Source organism: Burkholderia reimsis, from assembly GCF_003294055.1.
GTDB lineage: Bacteria > Pseudomonadota > Gammaproteobacteria > Burkholderiales > Burkholderiaceae > Burkholderia > Burkholderia cepacia.
Genome location: NZ_QMFZ01000004.1, coordinates 138392 through 163282 on the forward strand (window position 1 = coordinate 138392; position 24891 = coordinate 163282).

General features: G+C 68.4%; 23 protein-coding genes and 1 tRNA gene. 9 read left to right on the top strand and 15 right to left on the bottom strand.

Annotated elements, in window-relative coordinates; all coding sequences use genetic code 11:
• Positions 1–10: 10 nt before the first annotated feature.
• The 4 genes from DPV79_RS07275 to mfd all read right to left on the bottom strand — a co-directional run bounded on the left by DPV79_RS07275 (position 11) and on the right by mfd (position 6513).
• Positions 11–430 (bottom strand): DUF3574 domain-containing protein, encoded by a 420-nt coding sequence (locus DPV79_RS07275; protein WP_244321720.1) that lies wholly within the window; start codon positions 428–430, stop codon positions 11–13.
• Between the two features lie 196 nt (positions 431–626).
• Positions 627–1646 carry a threonine/serine dehydratase family protein gene (locus DPV79_RS07280; protein ID WP_021160381.1) on the bottom strand — a complete coding sequence of 340 codons (1020 nt, stop codon included), beginning with the start codon at positions 1644–1646 and terminating at the stop codon, positions 627–629.
• 60 nt (positions 1647–1706) lie between these two features.
• Positions 1707–2927, bottom strand: coding sequence for an acetylornithine deacetylase (gene argE, locus DPV79_RS07285; RefSeq protein WP_113045093.1), 1221 nt, complete (start codon positions 2925–2927; stop codon positions 1707–1709).
• 115 nt (positions 2928–3042) lie between these two features.
• A complete protein-coding gene (gene mfd, locus DPV79_RS07290) occupies positions 3043–6513 on the bottom strand; it encodes a transcription-repair coupling factor (protein WP_113045094.1) in 3471 nt (1156 codons plus the stop codon).
• A gap of 107 nt (positions 6514–6620) precedes the next feature.
• Here mfd and ispD point away from each other — a divergent pair, with 107 nt between their 5' ends.
• Complete coding sequence (gene ispD, locus DPV79_RS07295; RefSeq protein WP_021160385.1) at positions 6621–7331, top strand: 2-C-methyl-D-erythritol 4-phosphate cytidylyltransferase; 711 nt, start codon at positions 6621–6623, stop codon at positions 7329–7331.
• Positions 7332–7359: 28 nt separating this feature from the next.
• Positions 7360–7845: a 2-C-methyl-D-erythritol 2,4-cyclodiphosphate synthase gene (gene ispF, locus DPV79_RS07300; protein WP_089431208.1), complete on the top strand. Its 486-nt coding sequence runs from the start codon at positions 7360–7362 to the stop codon at positions 7843–7845.
• Between the two features lie 136 nt (positions 7846–7981).
• On the opposite strand, the gene DPV79_RS07305 is transcribed toward ispF, so the two are convergent.
• The 4 genes from DPV79_RS07305 to ompR form a co-directional block, all read right to left on the bottom strand.
• Positions 7982–8509, bottom strand: a complete 528-nt coding sequence (locus DPV79_RS07305) for a carboxymuconolactone decarboxylase family protein (RefSeq protein ID WP_011352388.1) — start codon at positions 8507–8509, stop codon at positions 7982–7984.
• Positions 8510–8585: 76 nt separating this feature from the next.
• Complete coding sequence (locus DPV79_RS07310; RefSeq protein ID WP_006478563.1) at positions 8586–9134, bottom strand: peroxiredoxin; 549 nt, start codon at positions 9132–9134, stop codon at positions 8586–8588.
• A 189-nt stretch (positions 9135–9323) separates the two neighbouring features.
• Entirely contained in the window at positions 9324–10685 is a 1362-nt protein-coding gene (locus DPV79_RS07315; protein ID WP_021160387.1) for an ATP-binding protein, read from the bottom strand.
• A 40-nt stretch (positions 10686–10725) separates the two neighbouring features.
• Complete coding sequence (gene ompR / locus DPV79_RS07320; protein WP_006478565.1) at positions 10726–11460, bottom strand: osmolarity response regulator transcription factor OmpR; 735 nt, start codon at positions 11458–11460, stop codon at positions 10726–10728.
• Between the two features lie 258 nt (positions 11461–11718).
• Here ompR and DPV79_RS07330 point away from each other — a divergent pair, with 258 nt between their 5' ends.
• The 3 genes from DPV79_RS07330 to DPV79_RS07340 all read left to right on the top strand — a co-directional run bounded on the left by DPV79_RS07330 (position 11719) and on the right by DPV79_RS07340 (position 14915).
• Positions 11719–11997, top strand: a complete 279-nt coding sequence (locus DPV79_RS07330; protein ID WP_011352385.1) for a hypothetical protein — start codon at positions 11719–11721, stop codon at positions 11995–11997.
• A 139-nt stretch (positions 11998–12136) separates the two neighbouring features.
• On the top strand, positions 12137–13639 hold the full coding sequence (locus DPV79_RS07335; RefSeq protein ID WP_042975615.1) for a DUF1800 domain-containing protein: 1503 nt from the start codon (positions 12137–12139) through the stop codon (positions 13637–13639).
• Positions 13640–13706: 67 nt separating this feature from the next.
• The gene (locus DPV79_RS07340; protein WP_113045095.1) at positions 13707–14915 is read left to right on the top strand and encodes a DUF1501 domain-containing protein; all 1209 of its coding nucleotides are present in this window, start codon (positions 13707–13709) and stop codon (positions 14913–14915) included.
• 13 nt (positions 14916–14928) lie between these two features.
• On the opposite strand, the gene hpnD is transcribed toward DPV79_RS07340, so the two are convergent.
• Positions 14929–15762 (bottom strand): presqualene diphosphate synthase HpnD, encoded by an 834-nt coding sequence (gene hpnD, locus DPV79_RS07345; protein WP_059490014.1) that lies wholly within the window; start codon positions 15760–15762, stop codon positions 14929–14931.
• A gap of 235 nt (positions 15763–15997) precedes the next feature.
• Between hpnD and DPV79_RS07350 the strand changes: the two genes are divergently transcribed.
• Together DPV79_RS07350 and DPV79_RS43270 are read left to right on the top strand one after the other, a co-directional pair.
• Positions 15998–16084: transfer RNA gene (locus DPV79_RS07350), tRNA-Leu, on the top strand.
• Positions 16085–16108: 24 nt separating this feature from the next.
• Positions 16109–16576, top strand: a complete 468-nt coding sequence (locus tag DPV79_RS43270) for a hypothetical protein (protein WP_244321718.1) — start codon at positions 16109–16111, stop codon at positions 16574–16576.
• Between the two features lie 103 nt (positions 16577–16679).
• Here DPV79_RS43270 and DPV79_RS07360 read toward each other — a convergent pair whose 3' ends face one another.
• The 4 genes from DPV79_RS07360 to DPV79_RS07375 form a co-directional block, all read right to left on the bottom strand.
• Complete coding sequence (locus tag DPV79_RS07360) at positions 16680–16910, bottom strand: hypothetical protein (RefSeq protein WP_021160392.1); 231 nt, start codon at positions 16908–16910, stop codon at positions 16680–16682.
• Positions 16911–17023: 113 nt separating this feature from the next.
• On the bottom strand, positions 17024–18133 hold the full coding sequence (locus DPV79_RS07365) for a class II histone deacetylase (RefSeq protein ID WP_113045096.1): 1110 nt from the start codon (positions 18131–18133) through the stop codon (positions 17024–17026).
• A 16-nt stretch (positions 18134–18149) separates the two neighbouring features.
• On the bottom strand, positions 18150–19355 hold the full coding sequence (locus DPV79_RS07370; protein WP_113045097.1) for an MFS transporter: 1206 nt from the start codon (positions 19353–19355) through the stop codon (positions 18150–18152).
• 21 nt (positions 19356–19376) lie between these two features.
• Positions 19377–20423 (bottom strand): porin, encoded by a 1047-nt coding sequence (locus tag DPV79_RS07375; protein ID WP_113045098.1) that lies wholly within the window; start codon positions 20421–20423, stop codon positions 19377–19379.
• A gap of 302 nt (positions 20424–20725) precedes the next feature.
• Here DPV79_RS07375 and DPV79_RS07385 point away from each other — a divergent pair, with 302 nt between their 5' ends.
• Positions 20726–21871, top strand: coding sequence for a helix-turn-helix transcriptional regulator (locus DPV79_RS07385; protein ID WP_113045100.1), 1146 nt, complete (start codon positions 20726–20728; stop codon positions 21869–21871).
• Positions 21872–21970: 99 nt separating this feature from the next.
• Complete coding sequence (locus tag DPV79_RS07390; RefSeq protein WP_113045101.1) at positions 21971–22969, top strand: 2-dehydropantoate 2-reductase; 999 nt, start codon at positions 21971–21973, stop codon at positions 22967–22969.
• A 170-nt stretch (positions 22970–23139) separates the two neighbouring features.
• On the opposite strand, the gene DPV79_RS07395 is transcribed toward DPV79_RS07390, so the two are convergent.
• Positions 23140–23589 (bottom strand): MarR family winged helix-turn-helix transcriptional regulator, encoded by a 450-nt coding sequence (locus DPV79_RS07395; RefSeq protein ID WP_021160399.1) that lies wholly within the window; start codon positions 23587–23589, stop codon positions 23140–23142.
• Between the two features lie 62 nt (positions 23590–23651).
• On the bottom strand, positions 23652–24797 hold the full coding sequence (locus DPV79_RS07400; protein ID WP_059651659.1) for a glycerate kinase: 1146 nt from the start codon (positions 24795–24797) through the stop codon (positions 23652–23654).
• Between the last annotated feature and the right edge of the window lie 94 nt (positions 24798–24891).

The following is a 24891-nucleotide window of genomic DNA, read 5'->3' on the forward strand; positions in this document are numbered from 1 at the left end:
AGCGGCCGAATCAGAACGACGCGCAGGCAGGCACCACCGTCATGCCGACCGATTCCTGATGAAACCGCTGCATATAGGCCTTGCGGATCGCGGCGAGCCGCACGCGCGTGTCGGGCGTATCGTCGGCGATGATACGGATCACGAAGCTGTCCTCGCGCGTGATACCGCCGCTCGTGCGGTCGCGCCATTGGCCGTGCGTATCCCAGTAGGTCAGGCCGTCGGGAAAACGCGGCGTGACCGTGTCGGCGAGAAACGCCGCGCGTTCCGCATCGGTGACGGAGCCGTGTCCCGCGATGTCGCGCCCGAACAGCAGGTCGGCCTGCAGCATGCGGCTCTCGCCCGGCTGGGTGCAGGCCGGCGCCGTGCCGGCGGCGGGCGGGGGCGGTGCCGCGCAACCGGCGAGCAGTGCGATCGCGACGCCGCCGATCATGGGCGCCGCGCGGTGCCACCAGGTCTTGGGGCAGGTGGCTGAAGGCCGCATCTGCCCAATTCGTGTCGATCGACCTCCGTGCGCGCAAAACGCTGCGCGCTCAACCACTTGCGTGTTTGTCCGGCGGGTTATCAACAGGGCTGTCAACATAATCTGGGGATAACCCTAGGTTGGTTCGCTGACGCCCGGCGCGCGATCAGTGCTGCGGTTTCGCGTGCGCGAGATGCATGCCGAGCGTACCCGGGTCGGTATTCGTGCCCGACAGCAGCACGCCGACGCGCTTGCCCTGCAGCGTTTCGCGCAGCGGGCCGAGCAGCGCGGCGAGGGCGGCCGCGCATGCCGGTTCGACCGACAGCTTCAGTTGCGAGAACAGGAACAGCATCGCGGCACGCAGCGCGTCGTCGGACACGGTGACGATGCGGTCGACGTGGCGCCGGCACAGCTGGTAGCTGTATTCCTCGGTATGCGGCGCCATCAGCGAATCGGCGATCGTTTGCATCGCGCTCATCTTGATCGTGTGATTGGCCGCGAAGCTGCGACTCATCGCGTCGGCGCCTTCCGGCTCGACGCCGTACACGTGCACGCGCGGATTCGCGAGCCGCAGCGCGGTCGCCATGCCGGCCGCGAGCCCGCCGCCGCCGATCGGTACGATCACCGCGTCGAGGTCGGGGGTCTGCGTCGCCCATTCGTAGCCGAGCGTCGCGGTGCCGAGGATCGTGTGATAGCCGTTGAACGGATGGATGAAGAAGCGGCCCTCCTCGGCCTCGATCCGGCGCACCAGATCGAACGCCTGCGACGCGCTGCCGGCCAGCACGACTTCCGCGCGGTACTGCTTGCACTGCGCGATGCGCGTCGGGCTCGCGGTGTGGAACATCACGACCTTGGCGCTGCTGCCGAGCCGCATGGCCGCATACGCGACGGCCGCCGCGTGATTGCCGGCCGACACGCAGGTGACGCCCGCGTTCTTGCGGGCCTCGTCGAGCGCAAGCAGGTTCGTGAATGCGCCGCGCGCCTTGAAGCTGCCGCTCACCTGCAGCAGCTCGAACTTGAAGTTGACGTGCGTGCCCTCGAGGGACGGCAGGTCGGCGCGTTCGAACACGGGCGTGCGCGCGACCCAGGGCGACAGCGCGAAATGCTGCGCGGCGATTTCGTCGAGCGTCGGGATCGGCTCGCCGTCGATCGTCGTATGGGCCGTGCCCTGTTGTTCAGTCGACATGACGTGGCGGGTGGCGGAGTGGGCCGGCCCGCACACGCGGGCCGGCGTGGCGGGAGGCAGTCAGTGCGCGTCGACCGACATGCTGCGGATGAACTTGCGCAGGAACTGCTCGCAGCCGGCGAGCTGCGCGAGCTCGACATATTCGTTCGGCTTGTGCGCCTGCTCGATGTTGCCGGGCCCGCATACGACGCTCGGGATGCCCGCGCGTTCGAACAGGCCGGCCTCGGTGCCGTATGCGACCTTGCGCTTGTCCTGGTCCGCCGTCAGCGCGCGCACGAGTTGCGTGATCGCGGCCTGTTCGGTTGCGTCGAGGCCGGGCGCCGCGGCGATCTTCGAAAATTCGATCGCGGCATTCGGATGCTCGCGAAGCATCTGCGGCAGCAGCGTTTCCCGTGCATACGCTTCGATGCGCGTGAAGATCTGCTCGGGATCGAGCGTCGGCAGGTTGCGGAATTCGAAGTCGAAGCGGCACTCGGCCGGCACCGTGTTGATCGCGTTGCCGCCCTGGATCGTGCTCGTCTGCGCGGTCGTGAACGGCACGTCGTACAGCGCGTCGAACGGGCCTTCGGCGCGGAAGCGGTCGGCGATGTCGCGGATGTGGCAGATGAGGCGCGCCGCATACTCGATCGCGTTCAGCCCCTTCGGCGTCAGCGACGAATGCGCCGCGTGGCCGCGCACGCAGCAGCGGTATGCGTTGATGCCCTTGTGCGCGATGATCGGCCGCATGCTGGTCGGCTCGCCGACGATGCAGCCCGACGGTTGCACGCCGCGCTTGACGAGGTCGGCGATCATCAGCGGCGCGCCGGCGCAGCCGATTTCCTCGTCGTAGGACAGCGCGAAATGGATCGGCTTCGCGAGCTTCGTCGCCTGCATCTCGGGCAGCAGCGCGAGCGCGGCGCCGATGAAACCCTTCATGTCGCAGGTGCCGCGGCCGTACAGGCGGCCGTCGCGGATTTCCGGCGCGAACGGGTTGCTGTCCCATTGCTGGCCGTCGACCGGCACGACGTCGGTATGCCCCGACAGCACGATGCCGCCGTTCGTCGAGCCGTCGTGCGCGGGCACGGTCGCGAACAGGTTCGCCCAGCCTTCGCGTGGATCGTGCGTGATCGTCGATGCGATGCCTTTCGCGGCGAGCGCGTCGCGCACCGTTTCGATCAGGCCGAGGTTCGGCACGCGGCTCGTCGTGTCCATCGACACCAGTTGCTTGATCCAGGGCAGGCTGACGAGCGACGCGTCGCCCTGGGTGTCGGTGGACGGCGCCGCGGCGTCGAGAGTGGACATGGCAAAACTCCGTCTGATGAATGCGAAAATCATACTCAAAAACGCGCCGGCCCGCCCGCGCCGCGCGCAGTGCGGTGCAGCATCGGCGCGGCCGTCAGTACCGCGTCACGACCCGTCAGCGCGCCGCGGCCACCGCGCCCTGCCTCGGGGCGAGCGCGCGCAGCGTTTCCTTGATCGTCGACACGCGGATCGCGAGGTCGGGCGAGCGCGTCTCGATCCGCAGCTTGTCCTGGCCCGCCAGCTTGATGTGCCGGTGCTTCTGCACCATCTCGATGATCCGCATCGGATCGATCGGCGGATTCGGCTCGAACTGCAGCCCGATCGCGGCCTCGCTCGCATCGATCTTCACGATGCCGAGCGGCTTCGCGGCGATCCGCAGCCGGTGCGTCTCGACCAGCGCGTGCGCCTGCGGCGGCAGCTTGCCGAAGCGGTCGATCAGTTCTTCCTGGATACCGTCGATCGCGTCGCCGTGCTCGCAGTTCGCGAGCCGCTTGTACAGCGACAGCCGCTCCTGCACGTCCGCGCAGTAGTCGGCCGGCAGGATCGCCGGCGCATGCAGGTTGATTTCCGTCGTCGCGGCGAGCGGGGCGGTGAGGTCGGGCTCCTTGCCGTTCTTCAGCGCCTTCACCGCGTCGTTCAGCATGTCCGTATAGAGCTGGAAGCCGATCTCGTGGATCTCGCCCGACTGCTTGTCGCCGAGCACTTCGCCGGTGCCGCGGATCTCGAGGTCGTGCATCGCGAGATAGAAGCCCGAACCGAGTTCCTCCATCTGCTGGATCGCTTCCAGCCGGCGCTGCGCCTGCTTGGTCAGCGCCTGCGGATCGTGCACGAGCAGGTACGCGTATGCCTGGTGGTGCGAGCGGCCGACGCGGCCGCGCAACTGGTGGAGCTGCGCGAGGCCGAACTTGTCCGCGCGATGCATGATGATCGTGTTCGCGCTCGGCACGTCGATGCCGGTCTCGATGATGGTCGTGCACAGCAGCACGTTCGCGCGCTGCGCGACGAAATCGCGCATCACCCGTTCGAGCTCGCGTTCGTGCATCTGGCCGTGCGCGATCACGATGCGTGCCTCGGGCACGAGCGCCTCGAGCATGGCCTTGCGGTTCTCGATCGTCTCGACCTCGTTGTGCAGGAAGTACACCTGGCCGCCGCGCTTCAGCTCGCGCAGCATCGCCTCGCGGATCACGCTTTCTTCCTCGCGGCGCACGAAGGTCTTGATCGCGAGCCGCTTCTGCGGCGCGGTCGCGATCACCGAGAAGTCGCGCAGCCCCTCGAGCGCCATCCCGAGCGTACGCGGGATCGGCGTCGCGGTGAGCGTCAGCACGTCGACTTCCGCGCGCAGCGCTTTCAGCGCTTCCTTCTGGCGCACGCCGAAGCGGTGTTCCTCGTCGATGATCACGAGGCCGAGGCGCTTGAACTGCACGTCCGACGACAGCAGCTTGTGCGTGCCGATCACGATGTCGACGCTGCCTTCGTTGATCTGCGCGATCGCCGCGTTCACTTCCTTCGTCGTCTTGAAGCGCGACAGCTCGACGATCCGCACCGGCCAGTCCGCGAAGCGGTCGGCGAAGGTCTGCGTGTGCTGCTCGGCGAGCAGCGTGGTCGGCGACAGCAGCGCGACCTGCTTGCCGCCCAGCACCGCGATGAACGCGGCGCGCAGCGCGACCTCGGTCTTGCCGAAGCCGACGTCGCCGCACACGAGGCGGTCCATCGGCTTGCCGCTCGTCATGTCGCCGATCACGGCCGCGATGGCTGCCGCCTGGTCGGGTGTTTCCTCGAAGCCGAAGCTTTCGGCGAACTTCACGTAGTCGCGCGGATCGAGCGAGAACGCGTGGCCTTCGCGGGCCGCGCGGCGCGCGTACAGGTTCAGCAGCTCGGCGGCCGTATCGCGGATCTGCTGCGCGGCCTTGCGCTTCGCGCGCTCCCACTGGCCGGAGCCGAGTGCGTGCAGCGGCGCGCTGTCGGGATCGGCGCCGCTGTAGCGCGAGATCACGTGCAATTGCGCGACCGGCACGTAGAGCTTGCTGTCGCCCGAGTATTCGAGATGCAGGAATTCCGTCTCGCCTTCGCCGAGATCCATCGACACGAGGCCCATGTAGCGGCCGATGCCGTGCTGCGCATGGACGACCGGGTCGCCCACCTTCAGCTCCGACAGGTCGCGCACCATCGCGTCGACGTTGCTCGCCTGTTCCTGCCGGCGGCGGCCCGCGCGGCGGCCGAGCGCGCCGTACAGCTCGGTCTCGGTGACGACCGCGTAACCTTCGCCCGGCACCGCGAAGCCGTTCGCGAGCGGCGCGACGCCGAGCGCGAAACGTTCGGCGCTCTCGAGCCAGCCCGCGAAGTGGTCGTTCGACGCGGGGCGCAGATGGTGTTCGGCGAGCAGTTGCAGGATCGTCTCGCGACGGCCGGCCGATTCGACGGTCAGCAGGACGCGCTTGCCCGACGATTCGACGAACGTGCGCAGCGACGCGAGCGGATCGTCGGCATGGCGATCGACGGAGAGCTGGGGCAGCGCCGTCGCCCAGCCGCCGGCCGGCTGCGCGGGCAGCACGACGCGTGCGAACGGCTTCGCGAACGCGAAGAAATCCTCGTCGGACAGGAACAGGCGCTGCGGTTCGAGGATCGGCCGCTCGCGATCGTGCGCGAGGAACGCATGACGCTGCTTCGTATCCGCCGTGAAGCGGCGGATCGACGCGTCGAGATCGCCGGCGAACACGAGGTGCGCATCCTGCGGGAGGTAGTGGAACAGCGTGGCGGTTTCGTCGAAGAACAGCGGCAGGTAATACTCGATGCCGGCCGACGGCACGCCGTTGCCGATGTCCTTGTAGATCGGCGCGCGGCTCGGGTCGCCTTCGAACGTCTCGCGCCAGCGGCTGCGGAAGGCCGTGCGCGCGGCTTCGTCGAACGGAAACTCGCGGCCGGGCAGCAGGCGCACGTCGCGCACCGGGTAGAGGCTGCGCTGCGTGTCGGGGTCGAATGCGCGGATCGAGTCGACCTGGTCGTCGAACAGGTCGATCCGGTACGGCAGCGGCGAGCCCATCGGGTAGAGGTCGATCAGCGAGCCGCGTACGCAGTATTCGCCGGGCCGCACGACCTGGCTCACATGCTCGTAGCCGGCCAGCGTGAGCTGCGCCTTCAGCTTCGCCTCGTCGAGCCGCTCGCCCTGCGCGAATGCGAACGTATACGCGGCCATGAACGACGCGGGCGGCATCCGGTACAGCGCGGTGGTCGCGGGCACGAGCAGGATGTCGCAGCGGCCCTCGCCGAGATCGTGCAGCGTCGCGAGACGCTCCGATACGAGGTCCTGGTGCGGCGAGAACGTGTCGTACGGCAGCGTTTCCCAGTCCGGCAGCAGGCGCACGCGGGCGTCGGGCGAGAAGTAGCGGATTTCCTGCGAAAGCCGCTGCGCGTCGACCGCGTTCGCGCAGATCACCGCGAGGAGCGGCACGTCCTGGCGGTTGTCGGCGAGATAACGGGCGATGGCGAGCGCGTCGGCGGAACCATGCGCGCCGTCGAAGGCGAAACGCTGGCCGGACTTGACGCGGGCAATGGGCGAGGCGGACGGGGTGGAAGCGTTATCTGGCATAGGGACGACAGGGGTGGCGTGCACGGGCGCATCGCGGTGCGCCGGTCGAGACGAAAGACCTATTATAAAATCCGCTTCTCGATTTCATCTTTCCGGCGTTTCCCTTCGTGACTCCCCGACTTTTCGCCCTGATTCCCTGTGCCGGCACGGGCAGCCGTTCCGGTTCGGCCGTGCCGAAGCAATACCGCACGCTGGCCGGCCGCGCGCTGCTGCACTACACGCTCGCCGCGTTCGACGCGTGCAGCGAATTCGCGCAGACGCTCGTCGTCCTCGCGCCCGACGATTCCCATTTCGACGCGCGCCGCTTCGCGGGCCTGCGCTTCGCGGTGCGCCGCTGCGGCGGCGGCTCGCGCCAGGCGTCGGTGCTGAACGGGCTGCTCGAGCTGGCCGAATTCGGCGCGACCGACCAGGACTGGGTGCTGGTGCACGACGCGGCGCGCCCGGGCATCACGCCGGAGCTGATCCGCACGCTCGTCGCGGCGCTGAAGGACGATCCGGTCGGCGGCATCGTCGCGCTGCCGGTTGCCGATACGCTCAAGCGCGTGCCGGCCGGCGGCGACGCGATCGCGCGCACCGAGTCGCGCGACGCGCTGTGGCAGGCGCAGACGCCGCAGATGTTCCGCATCGGCATGCTGCGCGAGGCGATCCTGCGCGCGCAGCGCGAAGGGCACGACCTGACCGACGAAGCGAGCGCGATCGAATGGGCCGGCCATACGCCGCGCGTCGTGCAGGGCAGCCTGCGCAATTTCAAGGTCACGTACCCGGAAGATTTCGCGCTCGCGGAAGCGATCCTCGCGCGCCCCGCGAACGCTTCCTGACTTTCACCCCCTCTCAATCGGAACACGCATGGATTTCAGAATCGGACAAGGCTACGACGTGCACCAGCTCGTCGAGGGGCGCCCCCTCATCATCGGCGGCGTGACGATTCCGTACGAACGCGGCCTGCTCGGCCACTCGGATGCGGACGTGCTGCTGCACGCGATCACCGACGCGCTGTTCGGCGCGGCGGCGCTCGGCGACATCGGCCGCCATTTCTCCGACACGGACGCGGCATTCAAGGGCGCCGACAGCCGCGTGCTGCTGCGTGAGTGCGCGGCCCGCGTCAAGGCGGCCGGCTTCACGATCCAGAACGTCGACAGCACCGTGATCGCCCAGGCGCCGAAGCTGGCACCGCATATCGACGGGATGCGCGCGAACATCGCGGCCGATCTCGGGCTGCCGCTCGATCGCGTGAACGTGAAGGCGAAGACGAACGAAAAGCTCGGCTATCTCGGCCGCGGCGAAGGGATCGAGGCGCAGGCCGCCGCGCTGCTGGTGAAGCAGGGCGGCTGAGGGTTGTCCGTGGCGGCGCGCGGTTCGCGCCGCACGCCGTGCCCGCGGAAACGAAAATGCCACGCATGAGCGTGGCATTTTCGTATGAAGCGGGCGTCGCTCCCGGCATCGCCGCCGGTGCGCGCGGCGCAACCGCTTATTCGCCTTCGGCGGCGATCACCTGCGCGGCGGCGTTGATCACCGATGCGATACGGCCGACGTCGCGCAGCTGCGTGACGGTCATCCCTTGCTCGTTCTTCAGCAGCGCGTAGTGCGACTTCACGCAGAAGTGGCACTTGCCGACGATCGACGCGGCGAGCGCGTACATCTCGAACTTGCGCTTGTCGACGCCGCCGTGCGTCGCGTACGCGCCCATCCGCAGTTCGGCACGTTGCGTCTTCAGGTCGGCGTCGTCGGCCATCTCGACATACGGATACCAGGTGTTGTTCATCCCCATCAGCGCGGCCGCCGTCAGCACGGCGTTCGTCTCTTCGGGCGACAGGACGCCGGCTTCGCGGATCGTCTTGATGAGCACCGTGCTCTTCGCCGCGATCGCCGCCGCCAGCGCGACGCCGACCGCGTCGGTGCCTTCGAGCGACGAGCGCGAGATCGTGCCGTCGAGGTTCAGGCGAATGTCCTTCGCGTAGTCGGGAATACGTGCCTTAATCGAATCGATGAATTCCATTGATATCTCCTATGGGTTGGCCGTTAAAAAAGCCCGCAGGCAGGACGTGCGCCGCGGGCTTCGTGCATCGATGCGCTTACAGCGTTGCGCCGCCGACTGCACGGTTGCACGGGCAGAGTTCGTCCGTTTGCAGGCCGTCCAGAATCCGCAGGACTTCTTCCGGGCTGCGGCCGACGTTCAGGTTGTTCACCGAAACGTGCTGGATCGTGTTGTCCGGATCGACGATGAACGTTGCACGCAGGGCCACGCCGGCTTCCTTGTCGCGCACGCCGAGCTGGTCGATCAGCTCGCCCTTGACGTCGCCGAACGAGTAGTGGTTCAGCTTGTCGAGGTCCTTGTGCTCACGGCGCCATGCGAGCTTGACGAATTCGTTGTCCGAGCTGCCGCCCAGCAGGACGGCGTCGCGCTCTTCGAACTGCTTCGTGAGCTTTGCGAATTCGACGATTTCCGTCGGGCACACGAACGTGAAGTCCTTCGGGTAGAAGTAGATGATCTTCCACTTGCCCGGGAACGACGCTTCGGTGACGGTCTCGAATGCCGACTGGCCGTTTTCTTCGTGGTTGTTGAAGCCCGGCTTCGCGGCCACGACGGTGAAAGCTTCGAGTTTATCGCCAACGGTTTTCATGCGGATACTCCTGTATGAGTTGGGAAGAAGACTGAGTCAAGCTACCTCGGTGCTGCAACGATGGTGTGACAGCATGGGTGGAACTGTAACACTATTATTAAGGCGCTTCAATAGATTTTGACTAACGTCATCCATAGTTTTTTTCAACCGGATCGATAGTGTGAAGGGCGGCAGGCCTATGCGAGCGCGTCACGCCGTCGCACGTGCCTTGCCGGCGCCGGGGAATTCGAGCGTGACTTCGAGACCCGCGTCGGGGCTGCGGTTGCGCAGGCGCAGCGCACCGCGATAGCGGCCGACGAGGCGCAGCACGATCGCCATCCCGAGCCCCGTGCCGTCCGCCTTGGTGCGCGCCGTGTCGACGCGATAGAACGGCCGCATCACGAGCGGCAGCTGGTCCTCGGGGATGCCGGGGCCCTCGTCGCTCACCGACAACTCGACGCGCGCGTGCGTCACGCGCGTCTCGAGCGTGATGCGCGACACGCCGTCGTCGCGGCTCTGGCCGTATTTGCGCGCGTTTTCGACGAGGTTGCCGATCACGCGGCGCATGTCGGTCTCGTCGGCTTCGATCACGGCGTTCGGCGCGAGCCGCGTGCGGATCTGGACGCCGTCCTCGCCCGACACGCGCGCAGCGACTTCGTGCGCGATCGACGACAGGTCGACCGGCTCCGGCTTGCGCTGGGTCGGACGCGCGTAGTCGATGAAGGCCGCGATGATGCGATCCATTTGCTCGATGTCGTCGACCATCGCGTCCTTGGTCGCCTGGTCGGACGGGCTCATCTCGGTCTCGAGCCGCAGCCGCGCGAGCGGCGTGCGCAGGTCGTGCGAGATGCCCGCGAGCATCAGCGCGCGATCGGCCTCGAGCTGCTCGAGGTCGCGCACCATCTGGTTGAAGCTGCGGTTGGTGTCGGCCGCGACGCCCATCCCGCGCTCGGGCAGCGGGTCGGGCGCCTGCCCCGAGCCGACCTGGCGCGCGACGAGCGCGAGCCTCGAGAACGGCCGGTTCACGAGGCTGGTGATGAACGCGGAGCCGAACAGCGACAGCGCGAGCGCGAACAACCCCCAGCCGGCCCACTGCAGGCCCGTGACGTTGTCGAGCTGGTCGCGGTCGAGCGCGACCCAGTAATCGTCGTCGTCGATCTTGAAGCTGATCCACACGCCGGGAATGTCGTTGACCGACTGTGCGATCACGGTATCGTCGCCGAGGCGGCTGCGGATGTCGTGCTCGATCAGGCGGTTCAGCGATTCGTCGGGCTGCAGCTTGAACTTGTCGGTCTTTTCGCGCGGGTACACGCGCACGCCCTCGTTGCTCTCAAGATCCTGCAGCAGCGCGCGCCGCAGGTCGGGATCGGAATAGAGCAGGGCGGTGCGCGTGAGCTTCACGACCGCGACGAGCTGCAGCGCCACGCGCTGCGCGCGCGGCTCGCGCTCGATCACACGAAAGCTCTGGAACCACGCGGCGAGACTGACCGAGATCAGCAGCGCGATCAGCAGGAAGGTGCGCCAGAACAGCCCGCCGAACGCGAGCTGCAGGAGGCGCCGGTCGATACGCATGGGACGGGCCGTGGGCGGGCGAAACCGGAAAGGAAAAAGATCAGGCGGCGCCGTCCGGGATGAACACGTAGCCGAGGCCCCAGACGGTCTGGATGAAACGCGGGCTGCCCGGATCCGGTTCGATCAGCTTGCGCAGGCGCGAGATCTGCACGTCGAGGCTGCGGTCGAACACTTCGTATTCACGGCCGCGCGCGAGCTCCATCAGCTTCTCGCGCGACAGCGGCTGGCGCGGATGGCGCGCGAATACCTTCAGCACCGAGAATTCGCCGGTCGTCAGTGGAATTTCCTGGCCGGATTTCGTCAGAGTGCGGGTTGCGAGGTTCAGCGAGAACTCGCCGAACTCGAACACCTCGGTGGTTTCCGACGGTGCGCCCGGCAGCTCGGCCGGCGCCTGGCGGCGCAGCACCGCATGAATGCGCGCGACGAGCTCGCGCGGGTTGAACGGCTTCGGCAGGTAATCGTCGGCGCCCATCTCGAGGCCGACGATGCGATCGACGTCCTCGCCCTTCGCGGTGAGCATGATGATCGGCGTGCGGTCGTTGCTGCCGCGCAGGCGGCGACAGATCGACAGGCCGTCTTCGCCCGGGAGCATCAGGTCGAGCACGAGCAGGTCGAAACGCTCGCGGACCCAGAGCTTGTTCATTGCGGTCGCGTTTTCGGCGACGTAGACATTGAAACCCTGCTCGCCGAGATAGCGGCGCAGCAGATCGCGCAGGCGCGGGTCGTCGTCGACGACGAGAATCTTGGAGGGGTTTTTCGTTTCCATGATCGGCATCTTATCGCGAATGGGAATTGACGCACGGCCGCGTATTTTCGTGCGTTACAGTCGGTTACAAAATTTACCCGTAGTGTCGCGCCGAGTAAAGGCAGGCTATAGAGATTCCTTTACTCGAAGCCGAAATTCGGTAGATACTCCCCTGCACTCCATCATTCATCTTTGCACACCCGAATTCCGCAGGGTTTTTCAAGTACCAGAGGTAACCGGTTGCCGCGTGACGAAGGGAACAAATCGACCAAAGAAGCGAGGACGGTCATGCGATCTGCCCGGATTGCACTGATGCTGACGATCGCGCTCGCCGGTCCGTATGCGTCGAACTTCGCGTATGCGCAGCGCCCCGAGCAGGGCGCATCGTCGCGCAAGCTGCCGCGCGGCAAAGCGCCGCAGTCGGATCGTACCGCCGAGATGACGGTTCGTTCCGCCGTGCCTCCCGATCTCGAACAGCGCCGCCGCGACGGGCACATGACGCCCGAGGAGCGCCACCTTTTGCGCCAGCACATCGAGGACGCCGTTCGCGAGCTGTACAAGCGCTGACGCGCCGTCTTCGCCCTGCGGATCACAACGCGATCCATCGCGCGGAAAAGATTCGTAGCAATTTTTCCGTCAACTTTCGCCTGCCGATTGCCGTTGTACCGGCATCCGCACCGCCGGTGCGCACCGGGAGTCCATGACGATGAAAGCGAACGCTGCCGCACCGGCGCCGTCGCCCGCCATGCAGTCGCCGCTCGACGCCGACGATGCATTGTTTTTCCTGAGCCGTACCGGTTTTTCTCCCGCGCCCGCCGATGTCGCGCGCATCGTCGGCATGACGCGCGCGCAGGTCGTGGCCGACACGCTCGGCAGTGTTCGGCGCGAGCCCGTCACGACGTGGCCGGACTGGATCGCCGAGTTGCCGCCGACGCGCGCGCAACGCCAGGCGCTGACCCCCGACATGCGGCGCGACGAGCAGCGCGAACGCAATGTCCGCTACGATGCGCTGCGCGCGGCCTGGATCAACGAGATGATCGTCACGCCGTCGCCGCTGACCGAGCGCATGACGCTGTTCTGGCACGGGCACTTCACGTCGGGGCAGGACAAGGTGCCTTACCCGCAGACGATGGCCGCGCAGAACGCGCTGTTTCGCCGCGAGGCGCTCGGCAACTTCGGCGTGCTGCTGCACGCGGTCGCGAAGGATCCGGCGATGCTTCAGTATCTCGACGGCGCGAGCAATCGCAAGGGCCGCCCGAACGAGAACTTCGCACGCGAGGTGATGGAGCTGTTCACGCTCGGCGAAGGGCATTACACGCAATACGACGTGACCGAAGCCGCGCGCGCGATGACGGGCTGGACGGTCGATCCCGACACGCTGCGCTTCGAGGTGCGGCCGGAATGGCACGATGCGGGCGACAAGACGATCCTCGGCGAAACCGGGCCGTTCGACGGCGACGGCTTTCTCGACATCCTGCTGAAGCGGCCCGGTACCGCGCGCTTCATCGCCGGCAAGCTGTGGCGCGAGTTCGTGTCGGATACGCCCGATCCTGGCGCGCTCGATGCGGTGGCCGAGCGGTTTCGCTCGAGCGGCTACGACATTCGCGCGGCGCTCGCCGCGCTGTGGTCGACCGACGCCTTCTGGGACCCGCGCAATCGCGGCGTGCTCGTCAAGTCGCCGGCGGAATTCGTCGTCGGCTCGGTACGGCTGTTCGACGTTGCGTACGGCGATCCGCAGATGCTTGCGAACACCGTGCGCACGCTCGGGCAGAACCTGTTTTATCCGCCGAACGTGAAGGGCTGGCCGGGCGGCGCGCTGTGGATCAACAGCACCACGCTGCTCGCGCGCAAGCAGTTCGTCGAGCAACTGTTCCGTGCGACCGAGACGGCCGGCATGCACCCGCCGGCGCGTGCGACGGTGCCGCCGCCGAATGTCCGCGCGCACGCGATGCCGGTGGTCGATGCGGCGTCCGCCGCCGGCATGCGCGCGGCGCCTGCCAGGCCCGCGCGCGGCGGCCTGCGTTTCGACCTCGAACGCTGGCTCGCGCAATATCGCGCGCGGCCGCAGGCGATCGCGGGCTTGTCGACCGAGCTTCAGTTGCAGCACGCGGTGCTGCAGCTTTCGCCGGTCGCGGCGATCGACACGGATTCGACCGGCAGCGCGTATCTCGAGGCGCTGCTGATGGATCCGGCCTATCAACTGAAATGATTCGAACGACGATGAAGCGGGGAGCCGGTGCGGCAAAGGTGCCGGGCGGCGAACCAAAGGATGCGCGATGAACCGACGTGATTTTCTGACGCTGACGGGCGCCGCGGCCACAGCCGGCGTGTCGCTGTGGCAGGCGCCCGCGATGGCTGCCACCGGACGGCAGCCGGAGGCAGGGTATGCGAACGTGCTGATCCTCGTCGAGCTGAAGGGCGGCAACGATGGCCTCAACACGGTGGTGCCGTATGCCGATCCGCTGTACTACCAGTTCCGGCGCAGCATCGGCATCAAGCGCGAGCAGGTGCTGCAACTCGACGCCCACACGGGGCTGCATTCGTCGCTCGCGCCGCTGATGCCGCTGTGGCGCGACGGGCAGGTCGCGGTCGTGCAGGGCGTCGGTTATCCGCAGCCGAACCTGTCGCATTTCCGCTCGATCGAGATCTGGGATACCGCGTCACGCTCCGACCAGTACCTGCACGAAGGCTGGCTCACGCGGACGTTCGCGCAGGCGCCGGTGCCGCCCGGGTTCGCGGCGGACGGCGTCGTGCTCGGCAGCGCCGAGATGGGGCCGCTCGCGAACGGCGCGCGCGCGATCGCGCTCGTCAATCCCGCGCAGTTCATCCGTGCGGCCCGCCTCGCCGAGCCGTCGTCGCTGCGCGAACAGAACCCCGCGCTCGCACACATCATCGACGTCGAGAACGACATCGTGAAGGCCGCCGACCGGCTGCGCCCGCGTGGCGGGATGCGCGAATTCCGGACGGCGTTTCCGGCCGGCGCGTTCGGCACGTCGGTGAAGACCGCGATGCAGGTGCTGGCCGCGTGCGAAGCGTCCGGGCCCGGCGCGCAGGATGGTGTCGCGGTGCTGCGCCTGACGCTCAACGGCTTCGACACGCACCAGAACCAGCCGGGGCAGCAGGCCGCGCTGCTCAAGCAGTTCGCGGAAGGGATGAGCGCGATGCGCGGCGCATTGATCGAACTCGGGCGCTGGAACCAGACGCTCGTGATGACGTATGCGGAATTCGGGCGGCGCGTGCGGGAGAACCAGAGCAACGGCACCGATCACGGCACGGCCGCGCCGCATTTCGTGATGGGCGGTCGCGTGGCCGGCGGGCTGTACGGCGCACCGCCGGCGCTCGGGCGGCTCGACGGCAACGGCAACCTGCCGGTCGCGGTCGATTTCCGCCAGCTTTATGCGACCGTGCTCGGGCCGTGGTGGGGGCTCGATGCGACGCGCGTGCTGCAGCAGCGCTTCGACACGCTGCCGTTGTTGAAGGCGTGATGCGTCGTGACGTTCAGCGGCGGCGCGCGGCGCGCCACGCAATCCACAGCTTGCGGATCGGCGTCAGCGCAATGCGCTGGTGCAGCACCTGGTAGTCGTCACGCTCGATTTCGTCGAGCAGCGCGCCGGCCAGTGCGATCTGCGCGCGCAGCGTGCGCTGTGCGCGGCGCCCGGATGCGGGGATCGCCGCTTCGGCGGCCGCAAGCGCTTCGCGCGCCCGTGCCGTCTGGAATTGCAGCAGCTCGGTGAACGCCGGGCTGTAGCGACGGTTCAGCAGGTCGGCCGCCGTCACGTTGTAGCGCTGCAGTTCGTCGATCGGCAGGTAGATGCGGCCGTGGCGTGCGTCGTTGCCGAGTTCCTGCACGAACTGCGCGAGCATCAGCGCGCGGCCGGCGTCCGCGGCCCACGGCTGCGGGTCGGCCGGGTTCGCCGAACTGGCGCGCGCGACCAGCGACGCGAACGTGCCGCCGACCTGCGCGATGTAGCGCTGCAGATTCGCGAAATCGAGGTAGCGCGCCTGTTCGAGATCCATCCCGTAGCCGTTGACGAGCGTGCGCAACGCGTCGGCTTCGGCGGCGATCGCGGGGTGATGCTGCGCGAGTGCCTTCGTGACCGGATGCGACGGCTGTCCGTCGGCCAGCGCCGCGAGTTCCTTGTGCCACCACGCGAGCTTCGTGTGTCCGACGGTCGGGTCGCTGGTTTCCTTGACGGTTTCCTCGAGTTCGCGGCGCAGTGCGAACAGCGCGGTCAGGCGCGGTTGCGTGGCGAGCGGCGCCTGACGCAGCGCGTAGTAGACGCTGGAGCCCGCAGGGGCGGCCTTTTGCTGACAGTAGTCGTCGAAGTTCACGGGCGGAATCGTGTGGGGGCGGGTTCGGGGGACGCGCGGCGGCGCGTTGCCGAAACGTCGAGCGCGGCATTCTAGCACCGCCGCACGACGGGTGCCGGCGGGGCGAGACAACGCCGCCCGGATCGGGTAGAATCTCGCGCTCGCCTGATCGGGCGTGCCGGCTCGAGGCCGGCGCGATGTCCCGGGCGCGCGGCAACGCAGCTTGCGTGCCGCGTAGTCAGGCGACGGAAAATGCGCGTGAGTGGCGAAATTGGTAGACGCACCAGGTTTAGGTCCTGACGCCCGCAAGGGTGTGCCGGTTCGAGTCCGGCCTCACGCACCAGAAGTCGAACATGCACTCGTCAGGGTGCTGTTCCCGAAAAAGCGCTGCCGGTCGGCTGACCGCAGCGCTTTTTTTGTTGATGCCTGTCTTGTTCGCGGACATGCAGCCCGTACGAGGAGTGCACCCTCGAATTCGGCCGCGTGTAACATCGTCAGCGCGATCGAATACAGCAAGTACGACAACACCGAGGGGCCACCGATGAAAAACACCGTACGCATCCCGATTTCCGTTCTGGCGCTGATGCTGGCCGCGCCGGCATTTGCCAATACACCTGCCGACAACGTCGCATGGAGCGCCAGGCCGCTGCACGCGGCGGCATCGACGTCGGCGTGCTCTGCGTACTCGGGGCGGGTGATGTCGGGCGGCGAGTCGCTGTCGACCGAAAACGTGCTGAAAGCGCTCGGCACGTCGCTGGCCGGCGCCGTGCTGGGCGCCGTCACCGGTGGGTATCAGGGCGCGGTCTCCAATCCGTGCCCGCGTCCCGGCCTGTGACCGGCGCGCAGGCGAGTCGAGGGACTCGCCGCGTTATCCAGAACAAGCCCGACGAAGCGCCGCGCGTCACCCGACTCGCGGCGCTTCGCCGTTTCAGGCGCGTCTACTCCCAGAAACTCCGGATCGCGACCGCCACGATCACCGGCACCGAAAAAACCAGCGGGATCGCGAAATACTGCGCTTCGCGATCGACGATCCAGCTATAGATCACCCACGCCGCGCCGAGCGCGAACGTGATGAGGCCGACCGTCACGGCGGCGATGTTCAGGGCCAGCTTCGAAGGCTGGCGGCGCGTCTTGGCATCGTCATTGTTGTCGCGCGGGGACGATTTCATCGGAAGAGTACGGCTTCGGGCCGGAACGGGGATAAAGGCACAGGAGACCCCATCCGCTCCGATCGCGCAAGAGGGCCGCCGCGCGCCGGCCCCGGCGCATTCGTCAGCGCGCATTACAACCCGAACGACGCCGCCAGCTCGTCGAGCAGCCCGCGCTGGAACGCGATGAACCGCTCGCCCGGCTGCTGCGCGATCGCGAGGTCGAGCATCGGATCGGCGACGTCGGTACGAATGCCGGCCAGCTCCTCGACGATCGCGAGCCCGCAGAACGGCACGTACGCCTCCGAATAGCCGCCTTCGTGAACGATCACGAGCCGCCCGCCGCAATGGCGCTGCGCGACATCCTTCACCCCACGCGTCATGAACCGGTAGCTGTCGGTATGCAACTGCATGCGCGCGAGCGGATCGACCGCGCTCGCGTCGAGGCCGCTGGCGACGACGATCAGCTCGGGCCGGAAACGCGCCAGCGCCGGCAGCACGATCCGCTCGAACGCGTAGCGATAGGCATCGTCGCCGCTGCCCGCGAGCAGCGGCACATTCAGGTTCGCGCCGACGCCCGCGCCTTCGCCGCGATCGTCCGCGCCGCTATAGCCGGGCGGGAAGCAGCGGTCCTGGTGCAGCGAGATCGTCAGCGTGTCCGGATCGTCGTAGTAGATCGACTGCGTGCCGTTGCCGTGATGCACGTCCCAGTCGATCACCGCGACGCGCTCGATGCCGTGTTTCGCGCGGGCGGCCTCGATCGCGATCGGGATGTTCGCCAGCATGCAGAAGCCCATCGGGCGATCGCGCAGGCAATGGTGGCCGGGCGGCCGCGACAGCGAGAACGCATTGGCCGCGCGCTCGCCGACGACCGTATCGACGGCCGCGATCGCGAGGCCGGCAGACAGCGCGGCGATCTCGTAGCTCCCTTTGCCGAACGGCGCGAGATCGCCGAGGTCGCCGCCGTTCGCGTCGCTGAGTGCGCGGAACGCATCGAGATAGTGCGCGGGATGAATGCGCAGCAGGTCGGCGGTCGTTGCCGGTTCGGCGCCGCGCAGGTCGAGCTGCGCGGCCAGGCCCGAGGCCTGCACGAGCGACAGGAAACGGCGCTTCGAATCGGGCGATTCCGCGTAGCCCGCGCTCGACGGCGGCTGGACCCAGCCGCCGACCGGGAAGAACAGCGCATGCGTGCCGCCGGTGTGCCAGAAAGTGCGTTCGTCGGTGAAGAAGGCAGTGCGATTCATGGATGTGCGAGACCTGTCACGGTTGGGAGGAAACGGAGGCGTGCGTGCGGCGATCGATGTGGCGCAGCGCGGCGAAAGATACGATCGCGACGGCCGTCGCGGCCGTGAACAGCGCGTGCATCGTGCCGCCGGCGTCGAGCATCAGCCCGGCGAGCAACGGGCCGGCAGCGAGGCCGGCGCCGATCACGAAATTGAGCGTGGCCACGAGGCGGCCCGACGTATCGATCTGCGCGACGGTCGCGAGGATGAACGGCAGGACGAACGTCCACGCGAACTTGAACGCGAAGATCGCCGCGCTGTAACCGCCGGCTTGCCGCATCACGGCGAGCGCGACGAGCGAGGCCGCCAGCAGCGCGTAACCGGCCGTCAGCATGGCGCGCCGCGCGAGCCGGCCGCCCGCGCACGACGCGAGCGCCGCGCCGGCGATGCCCATCACGCTCGCGATCGCGAGCACGTTGCCGGTCGACTGCGGATCGAGCCCGGCTTCGGCCGCGGCACGGCTTGCGAACGTCCACACGCTGCCGATCGCGAGATAGAACGTCAGCACCGCGCCGATCGCGAGCACGATCGAGCCTTGCGGCGTCCGTGCCGCGCCGCGCGCGTGTTGCGCAGGCGCGGTTCGCGCGCCCAGCGACGACGGGAAGCCGCGCGACAGCGGTGCCGCGAGCAGCGCGAGCCCGGCGAGCGCGACATACAGCGCGCGCAGCCCGAATGCCGCGAACACATGCGGCAGCACGAACAGGCCGATCGCGCCCGCGATCAACTGGCCGACGACCCACAGGCCGTACACGCGGTCGCTGTTCTCGCTCGTTGCGGCGCTCGTCATGCAGAGCACCATCAGCGAACCGCCGCCGAGCGCGGTCACGGCGCGCAGTGCGAGCAGCGCGACGAAGCCCGGCATCCACAGCGCGGTCAGCAGGTTGCCCGCGCCGAACAGCGCGATGGCGAACGCGGCCACGCGGCGTGCGTCGATGCGACCGAGCCACAGGTACGACGGCACGGTCGCGAGGCTGAACGCGCCGAGTTCGACGAAGAAGTAGGTGCCGATCTGCGAGGCGGACAGCCCGAGCTGCGTCGCGAGCTGGCCGGCGACGGCGGGCGCCACGAGCAGCAGCAGCGGCGTGATGGCCGCGAACACGACGAGCGCGACGAGCGTCGAGCGCGCGAAGGTCGATGCGCGGCCGTCGGGCGGGAGTGCGGCATCCGGGGACAGGGTTTTCATGGCGGGGTCTCGTGTGGGGAATCAGAACAGGTGGTACATGCCGACCATCGCGCCGAACTGCGATGCACCGGCGAGCGGCGTCGGGTCGTATTCGTAGACGGTCTGCGAACTCTGGCCGCTGTTGCGCGCATAGCCGAGGTTCACGTAGGCGACGGTGCGTTTCGACAGCGCATACGTGGTGCTCGCGATGAACAGCGTCGGGTGGCCGATGGCCGGCGCGCGCGAGTCGGTGTGGTAGACGCCGGCGTTCAGGCCGATCCCGTTCGGTGTCAGGTAGCGCGCACCGCCCCAGACGATCGTGCGCGCGGCGTCGAGGTCGCCGGTCAGGCGTTCGACACCTGCGTAGACGGTGAGCGGCAGTGCGGCGAACGCATAGCGCGCGGCGAGCGTGCCGAGTTCGCGGCGGCGCGCCGACGTGTCGTCGGCCACCGATACATCGCCGTATGCCTGATGCAGCACCGCGCTGACCGACAGGCCGTTGCTCGTGTACTGTCCGCCGAGTTCGAGCACGCGTCCGGCGCGCGTATTGCCGGCGACGCCGGACGTCGCGGCAAGCGCCTCGACGTCGAAGCCGGCGAAGGTCGGCGACTGGTACTTGACGGAGTGGTCGATGAAGTTCGCGTTCATCGGCACGATGACGCCCTGGCCGCTGTACGACGCGTACCAGAGCGGGTCGTAGAACAGCGTCTTGTCGAACAGCACGCTGAACTGACGGCCGAGCGTGACGGTGCCCACGGGCCCGGCGATGCCGACGTACGCGCCGCGGAAGAACGCGTAGCCGGGCGCGGTCGCGGTGCCGTCGTTGAGGTTGAGGCCCTGTTCGAGCTTGAACAGCGCACGCCAGCCGCCGCCGAGATCCTCGTTGCCCTTCAGGCCGACCTGGGAAGGCAGGATGCCGTAGTTCTGCAACTGCACGGCCGAATGGCGCCCGTCGGCATGCGTCAGGTATTGCACGCCGGCATCGAGCGCGCCGTACAGCGTGAGGGTCGACTGCGCATGCGCGGCGGCGCTGCACGCGGCAAGCGTCGCGACGGCCGCGGCCGTGCGGATGAAGCGGGGTTTCGTCACGTGGGGTTCTCCATACCGTCCTGCATCGGTTTGTCGTTGGTGTTGTCGCGACGCAGTGTCCGCAGCGGGAAAACCTTCGAACAGTCGTACAGATGAACGGTGCGGAAAACCCGAGGTGCGCGGCATGGTCGCGACGCGCTGACGTCGCGCGGCGTGCTGCGGAGCAGCAACGTGCCGCGCACCGTTCAAATGGATGGGGCTGGTGCCGGTTCCGGCACCGGGGCCCGTCAAAAAAGCCGGTCGCTATAATCGGCCGGTGTCGTTGGGCACGTCAGCAGCCCGATCGGGCAGGGGAGCGGAAGGTGAGGATCACGACGGATATCGGGCAGGATCTCGAAGCGCTGCGTGACGTGCCGGCAGCCATCGTGCTCGACGACTTCGCCTGGCCGCCGCTGCCGCCCCGGCGTGCGGATTTCGACGGCGTCACGCGCGGCGACGCATCGCAGCGCGAACTCGGGTTGATGCTGCTCGACCTGTACGCGGTTGCCGCGCGGTCCGGCATCGGCGAATTCGAATACCGCTTCTTTTCGCTGCTGCAGGCGCTCATTCCGTTCGACGCCGCGTGGACGGGCGTCGCGACGCATGTGCCGACCGGCCCGGTGATGCACAACAGTTTCCTGTCCCGTCTGCCGCACGCGTTCTTCAGCGACTGGAAGCGCGTGCGCGATTGCGACCCGCTCGCGCACCGAACGCTGCGCGGCGCGCACGGCCACGCGGTGCGGCTGTCGGTCGTCGAGCCGGGGCTCGATGCACGGTTTCGCGACTGGTGCGTGAAGTACGGGCTCGCGCAGCTGATGTGCGTGTGCACGCTCGATCGCCGTTTCGGCCTGACGACGTTCATGTCGATCTACCGACAGGGCCTGAACCGTCCGTTCAGCGATGACGATGCGCGCCGTTTCGAGGAAGTGATTCCGCATCTCGCGGCGGCGCTGACCATCAATCGCGCCGCGCAGCTCACGCGCGAGCGCGGCGATGCGGTTGCGCCGGCCGCCCGCGCGTTGTGCGACAACTTCGGTGTGCTGCATCACGCCGATCATGGTTTCGACGACGTGCTGCGCACCGAATGGCCGGCATGGGCCGGTGCACGCGTGCCGGAGCCGCTCGTTGCGCACCTGCGGCGCCAGCCGGGCCAGCCGTTCGTCGGCGATGCATTGCGGATCCAGTGCGTGCCGGTTGCGGGGCTGTTCCAGATCGAGGCGCGGCCGCGCTCGCTGCTCGACCGCCTGAGCCCGCGCGAGCTCGCGGCGATCCGCTATTACGGCGCCGGGCGCTCGCACAAGGAAGTCGCGCAACAGATGGCGATTTCGCCGACGACCGTGCGCCACTACCTGCGCTGCGCATACCGCAAGCTCGGCATGCACGACAAGAGCCAGATCCCCGGCGTGCTCGGCGCGACGGGCGGCGCGGCCGACGACGAACCGGTGGAAGCCGGCGGCGAGCCGCGCTGACGCATGCGAACGCCGTGCGTCGCACGGCGGCGCGTGAATGGTTGTGCCCGCAACCATTGAGCGTTATGCTCGTCAGCTCCCAGGAGACGGAATTCCATCATGAACGACACGAATTCAGGGTCGGTGCGCGCGGCGGTGGTCGGGGTCGGCGCGATCGGCGGATTGCTCGCGGCCGCGTTGTCGCGGGCCGGGATGACCGTGAGCGCGTACGCGCGCGGCGCGACGCTCGACGCGCTGAGCGCGCACGGCGTGCGCGTGATCGACGAGGCGGGCACGACGTCGTCGGTTCCGGTGCGAGCGAGTGACGATGCGGCCGCGCTCGGCGTGCAGGACTACGTGGTGATCGCGCTGAAGGCACAGGCACTGCCGGCACTGGCCGCGCGCATCGCGCCGCTGGTCGGGCCGGACACCGTGATCGTCGCGGCGATGAACGGGCTGCCTTGGTGGTTCACACACGGGCTCGAAGGCGCGCTCGACGGCGTGCCGCTCGATGCGGTCGACCCGGCCGGCGCGGTGTCGGCGGCGTTGCCGCCCGCACAGGCGATCGGGTGTGTCGTCCACCTGTCGTCGAGTACCGATGCGCCGGGCGTCGTGCGCCGCGGGCGCGGCAACCGGCTGATCGTCGGGGCGCCCGATGCGCGGCTCGATACGGCTACTGCCCGGTTCGCCGCGGCGCTCGCGGCGGGCGGTTTCGACGTCGAGTCGACGCCGGCGATCCGGGCCGAGATCTGGACGAAGCTGTGGGGCAACATGAACATGAATCCGCTGAGCGCGCTGACGGGGTCGACGGCCGAGCAGCTGCTCGACGATCCGTTCACGCAGGGTCTCGCGCTGCGGATGATGGAGGAGGCGGCCGCGATCGGCGCGAAGCTCGGCCTGTCGACGGGGATGAGCGGGCCCGAGCGGATCGCGGTCACGCGCAAGCTCGGTGCGTTCAAGACGTCGATGCTGCAGGATTTCGAAGCGGGCCGCGCGCTCGAGATCGGGCCGATCCTCGGTGTGTTTCCCGAGCTCGGGCGCAAGCTCGACGTGCCGACCCCGTATTGCGACGCGGTGCTCGGGCTGCTGCGCCAGCGGGCGACGAACAGCGGGCTGTAAGCGCGGGCGGGGCCGCTGCATGCGCGATGCCGGCGAGGTCGCGCGCTGCAATCCGGTTGCCGCGCGCAGCGCATCACGCAAAGCGGGCCGCCCGCGTCGCGGGTGTGGCGACCGGGGCGGCCCGTCGAATTCATCGGATCAATACCGCGGGTGTCGTGCCCGCGTGCCGGTCAGTCGTCCCGCTCGATTGCGTGCGCGACGACCTTGTCGAGCAGCCGCTCGAATGTCTGGCGTTCGCTGTCGGACAGGCATGCGAGCAAGCCATCGTTCCACTTGCGCACGATCGGCATGATCTTGCGATGCAGCGCGCGGCCGTCGGCGGTCAGCGCGATCAACACGATCCGGCCATCCTCCTCGCTTGCGCTGCGTTCGAGCAGCCCCTGGCGCAGCAGCGCCTCGGCTGCCCGGCTCGCCTGGCTCTTGTCGAGATTGGTGTGGCGCGCCAGATCCATGATCGAGAACGGGCCGAAGGCGCCGACGGCGGCGATCACGCGCGCCTCGGGCAGCGAGATGTCGAGCTTGTGCCGGTACACCTCGCCGATCCCGCGGTCGGATCGCTTCGTGAGCGCGTGGAGGCGATAGGTCAGAAACTGATCGAGCCCGGCTTGACGGCCTTTCATGTCGAATCCTGAAGAAAAAGGGCGGGCCCGATTGTTCCTGTATCGCGCGCTCGGGTCAACGGTCAGTGTGCGCCGTACTTCAGGCGTGTCAATTGCTCCGCTTCGTTCGCGAGCAGATTGGCCGCGTCGCGGATCGCGACGTCGAGCGTGATCGGCCCGGGAGCCGGCGAGAAGCAGCCGGAAAAATGTTCGGACAGGCGGGGCAGCGCGGCCGGGTCGACCGCGCCGGACAGCAGCGACGCGGGTACGCCGGCGGCTTGCGCGTGGCGGCACGCGATGAACGGCGCCTTGCCGTGCAGCGTCTGTACGTCGGAGCGGCCTTCGCCGGTGATCAGCCAGCCCGCGCCGGCGAGCGCCGCGTCGAGCCCGACCTGCCGCGCGACCACCTCGGCCCCCGCTTCGAATTGCGCGCCGAGCATGTGCAGCGCGAATCCGAGGCCGCCCGCGGCACCGGCGCCCGGCAGGTCGCGGCCGCGACGGTCGAGCGCGGCTTCGAGCAGGTCGGCGAAGCGGGCGAGTGCGGCGTCGAGGGTGGCGACCTGCCCGGGCGTCACGCCCTTTTGCGGGCCGAACACGGCGGTTGCGCCGTGCGCGCCCGTCAGCGGGTTGTCGACGTCGGACATGCCGATGAATTCGGTTTCCTTCAGCCGCGGGTCGAGCCCCGACGCGTCGATGCGCGCGATGTCGGCGAGCCGCGACGGCACGGGCTCGACCGGCTGGCCGCCCGCGTCGAAGCACTGCAGGCCGAGGCCGGCGAGCAGCCCGGCGCCCGCGTCGTTGGTGCTGCTGCCGCCCAGCGCGACGAAGAAGCGGCGCACGCCTTCGTCGAGCAGCGTGCGGATCGCCTCGCCCATCCCGCGCGTGCTGCGCGCGTCGACCGGCACGCTCATGCCGACCGGATCCGTGATGCCGACGATCTCGGCCGTTTCGACGATCGCGGTGCGCGCGTCGATCACGCCGACCGCCGCGTCGCGTGCCGCGAGCGACGCACCGGCCACCCGCAGCGTGCGCCGCGTGCCGCCGCCTGCCAGCATCGCGTCGAGCGTGCCTTCGCCGCCGTCTGCCATCGGGCAGCAGCGCACGACGGCGTCGGGCCGGGCGCGGCGGATGCCGGTGGCGATCGCGTCCGCGACCTGCTCGGCGGAAAGCGAGCCTTTGAACGAATCGGGCGCGATGACGACGACAGGCGCGGACGGGTGTTGCGGCATGGTGTCTCCGGAAGGCGTGATTGGTGTGAAGAATATTGGGGCGCGACGGCGGTGCACCCTCATTCGGAGCTTACAGGATGGCGGGCCCGTGGTG

Coding starts and splice junctions, on each gene's coding strand:
- DPV79_RS07275 (WP_244321720.1), bottom strand. CDS start 430: ATGATCGGCGGCGTCGCGATCGCACTGCTCGCCGGTTGCGCGGCACCG.
- DPV79_RS07280 (WP_021160381.1), bottom strand. CDS start 1,646: ATGTCGACTGAACAACAGGGCACGGCCCATACGACGATCGACGGCGAG.
- argE (WP_113045093.1), bottom strand. CDS start 2,927: ATGTCCACTCTCGACGCCGCGGCGCCGTCCACCGACACCCAGGGCGAC.
- mfd (WP_113045094.1), bottom strand. CDS start 6,513: ATGCCAGATAACGCTTCCACCCCGTCCGCCTCGCCCATTGCCCGCGTC.
- ispF (WP_089431208.1), top strand. CDS start 7,360: ATGGATTTCAGAATCGGACAAGGCTACGACGTGCACCAGCTCGTCGAG.
- DPV79_RS07305 (WP_011352388.1), bottom strand. CDS start 8,509: ATGGAATTCATCGATTCGATTAAGGCACGTATTCCCGACTACGCGAAG.
- DPV79_RS07310 (WP_006478563.1), bottom strand. CDS start 9,134: ATGAAAACCGTTGGCGATAAACTCGAAGCTTTCACCGTCGTGGCCGCG.
- DPV79_RS07315 (WP_021160387.1), bottom strand. CDS start 10,685: ATGCGTATCGACCGGCGCCTCCTGCAGCTCGCGTTCGGCGGGCTGTTC.
- ompR (WP_006478565.1), bottom strand. CDS start 11,460: ATGCCGATCATGGAAACGAAAAACCCCTCCAAGATTCTCGTCGTCGAC.
- DPV79_RS07330 (WP_011352385.1), top strand. CDS start 11,719: ATGCGATCTGCCCGGATTGCACTGATGCTGACGATCGCGCTCGCCGGT.
- DPV79_RS07335 (WP_042975615.1), top strand. CDS start 12,137: ATGAAAGCGAACGCTGCCGCACCGGCGCCGTCGCCCGCCATGCAGTCG.
- DPV79_RS07340 (WP_113045095.1), top strand. CDS start 13,707: ATGAACCGACGTGATTTTCTGACGCTGACGGGCGCCGCGGCCACAGCC.
- DPV79_RS07360 (WP_021160392.1), bottom strand. CDS start 16,910: ATGAAATCGTCCCCGCGCGACAACAATGACGATGCCAAGACGCGCCGC.
- DPV79_RS07365 (WP_113045096.1), bottom strand. CDS start 18,133: ATGAATCGCACTGCCTTCTTCACCGACGAACGCACTTTCTGGCACACC.
- DPV79_RS07370 (WP_113045097.1), bottom strand. CDS start 19,355: ATGAAAACCCTGTCCCCGGATGCCGCACTCCCGCCCGACGGCCGCGCA.
- DPV79_RS07390 (WP_113045101.1), top strand. CDS start 21,971: ATGAACGACACGAATTCAGGGTCGGTGCGCGCGGCGGTGGTCGGGGTC.
- DPV79_RS07395 (WP_021160399.1), bottom strand. CDS start 23,589: ATGAAAGGCCGTCAAGCCGGGCTCGATCAGTTTCTGACCTATCGCCTC.
- DPV79_RS07400 (WP_059651659.1), bottom strand. CDS start 24,797: ATGCCGCAACACCCGTCCGCGCCTGTCGTCGTCATCGCGCCCGATTCG.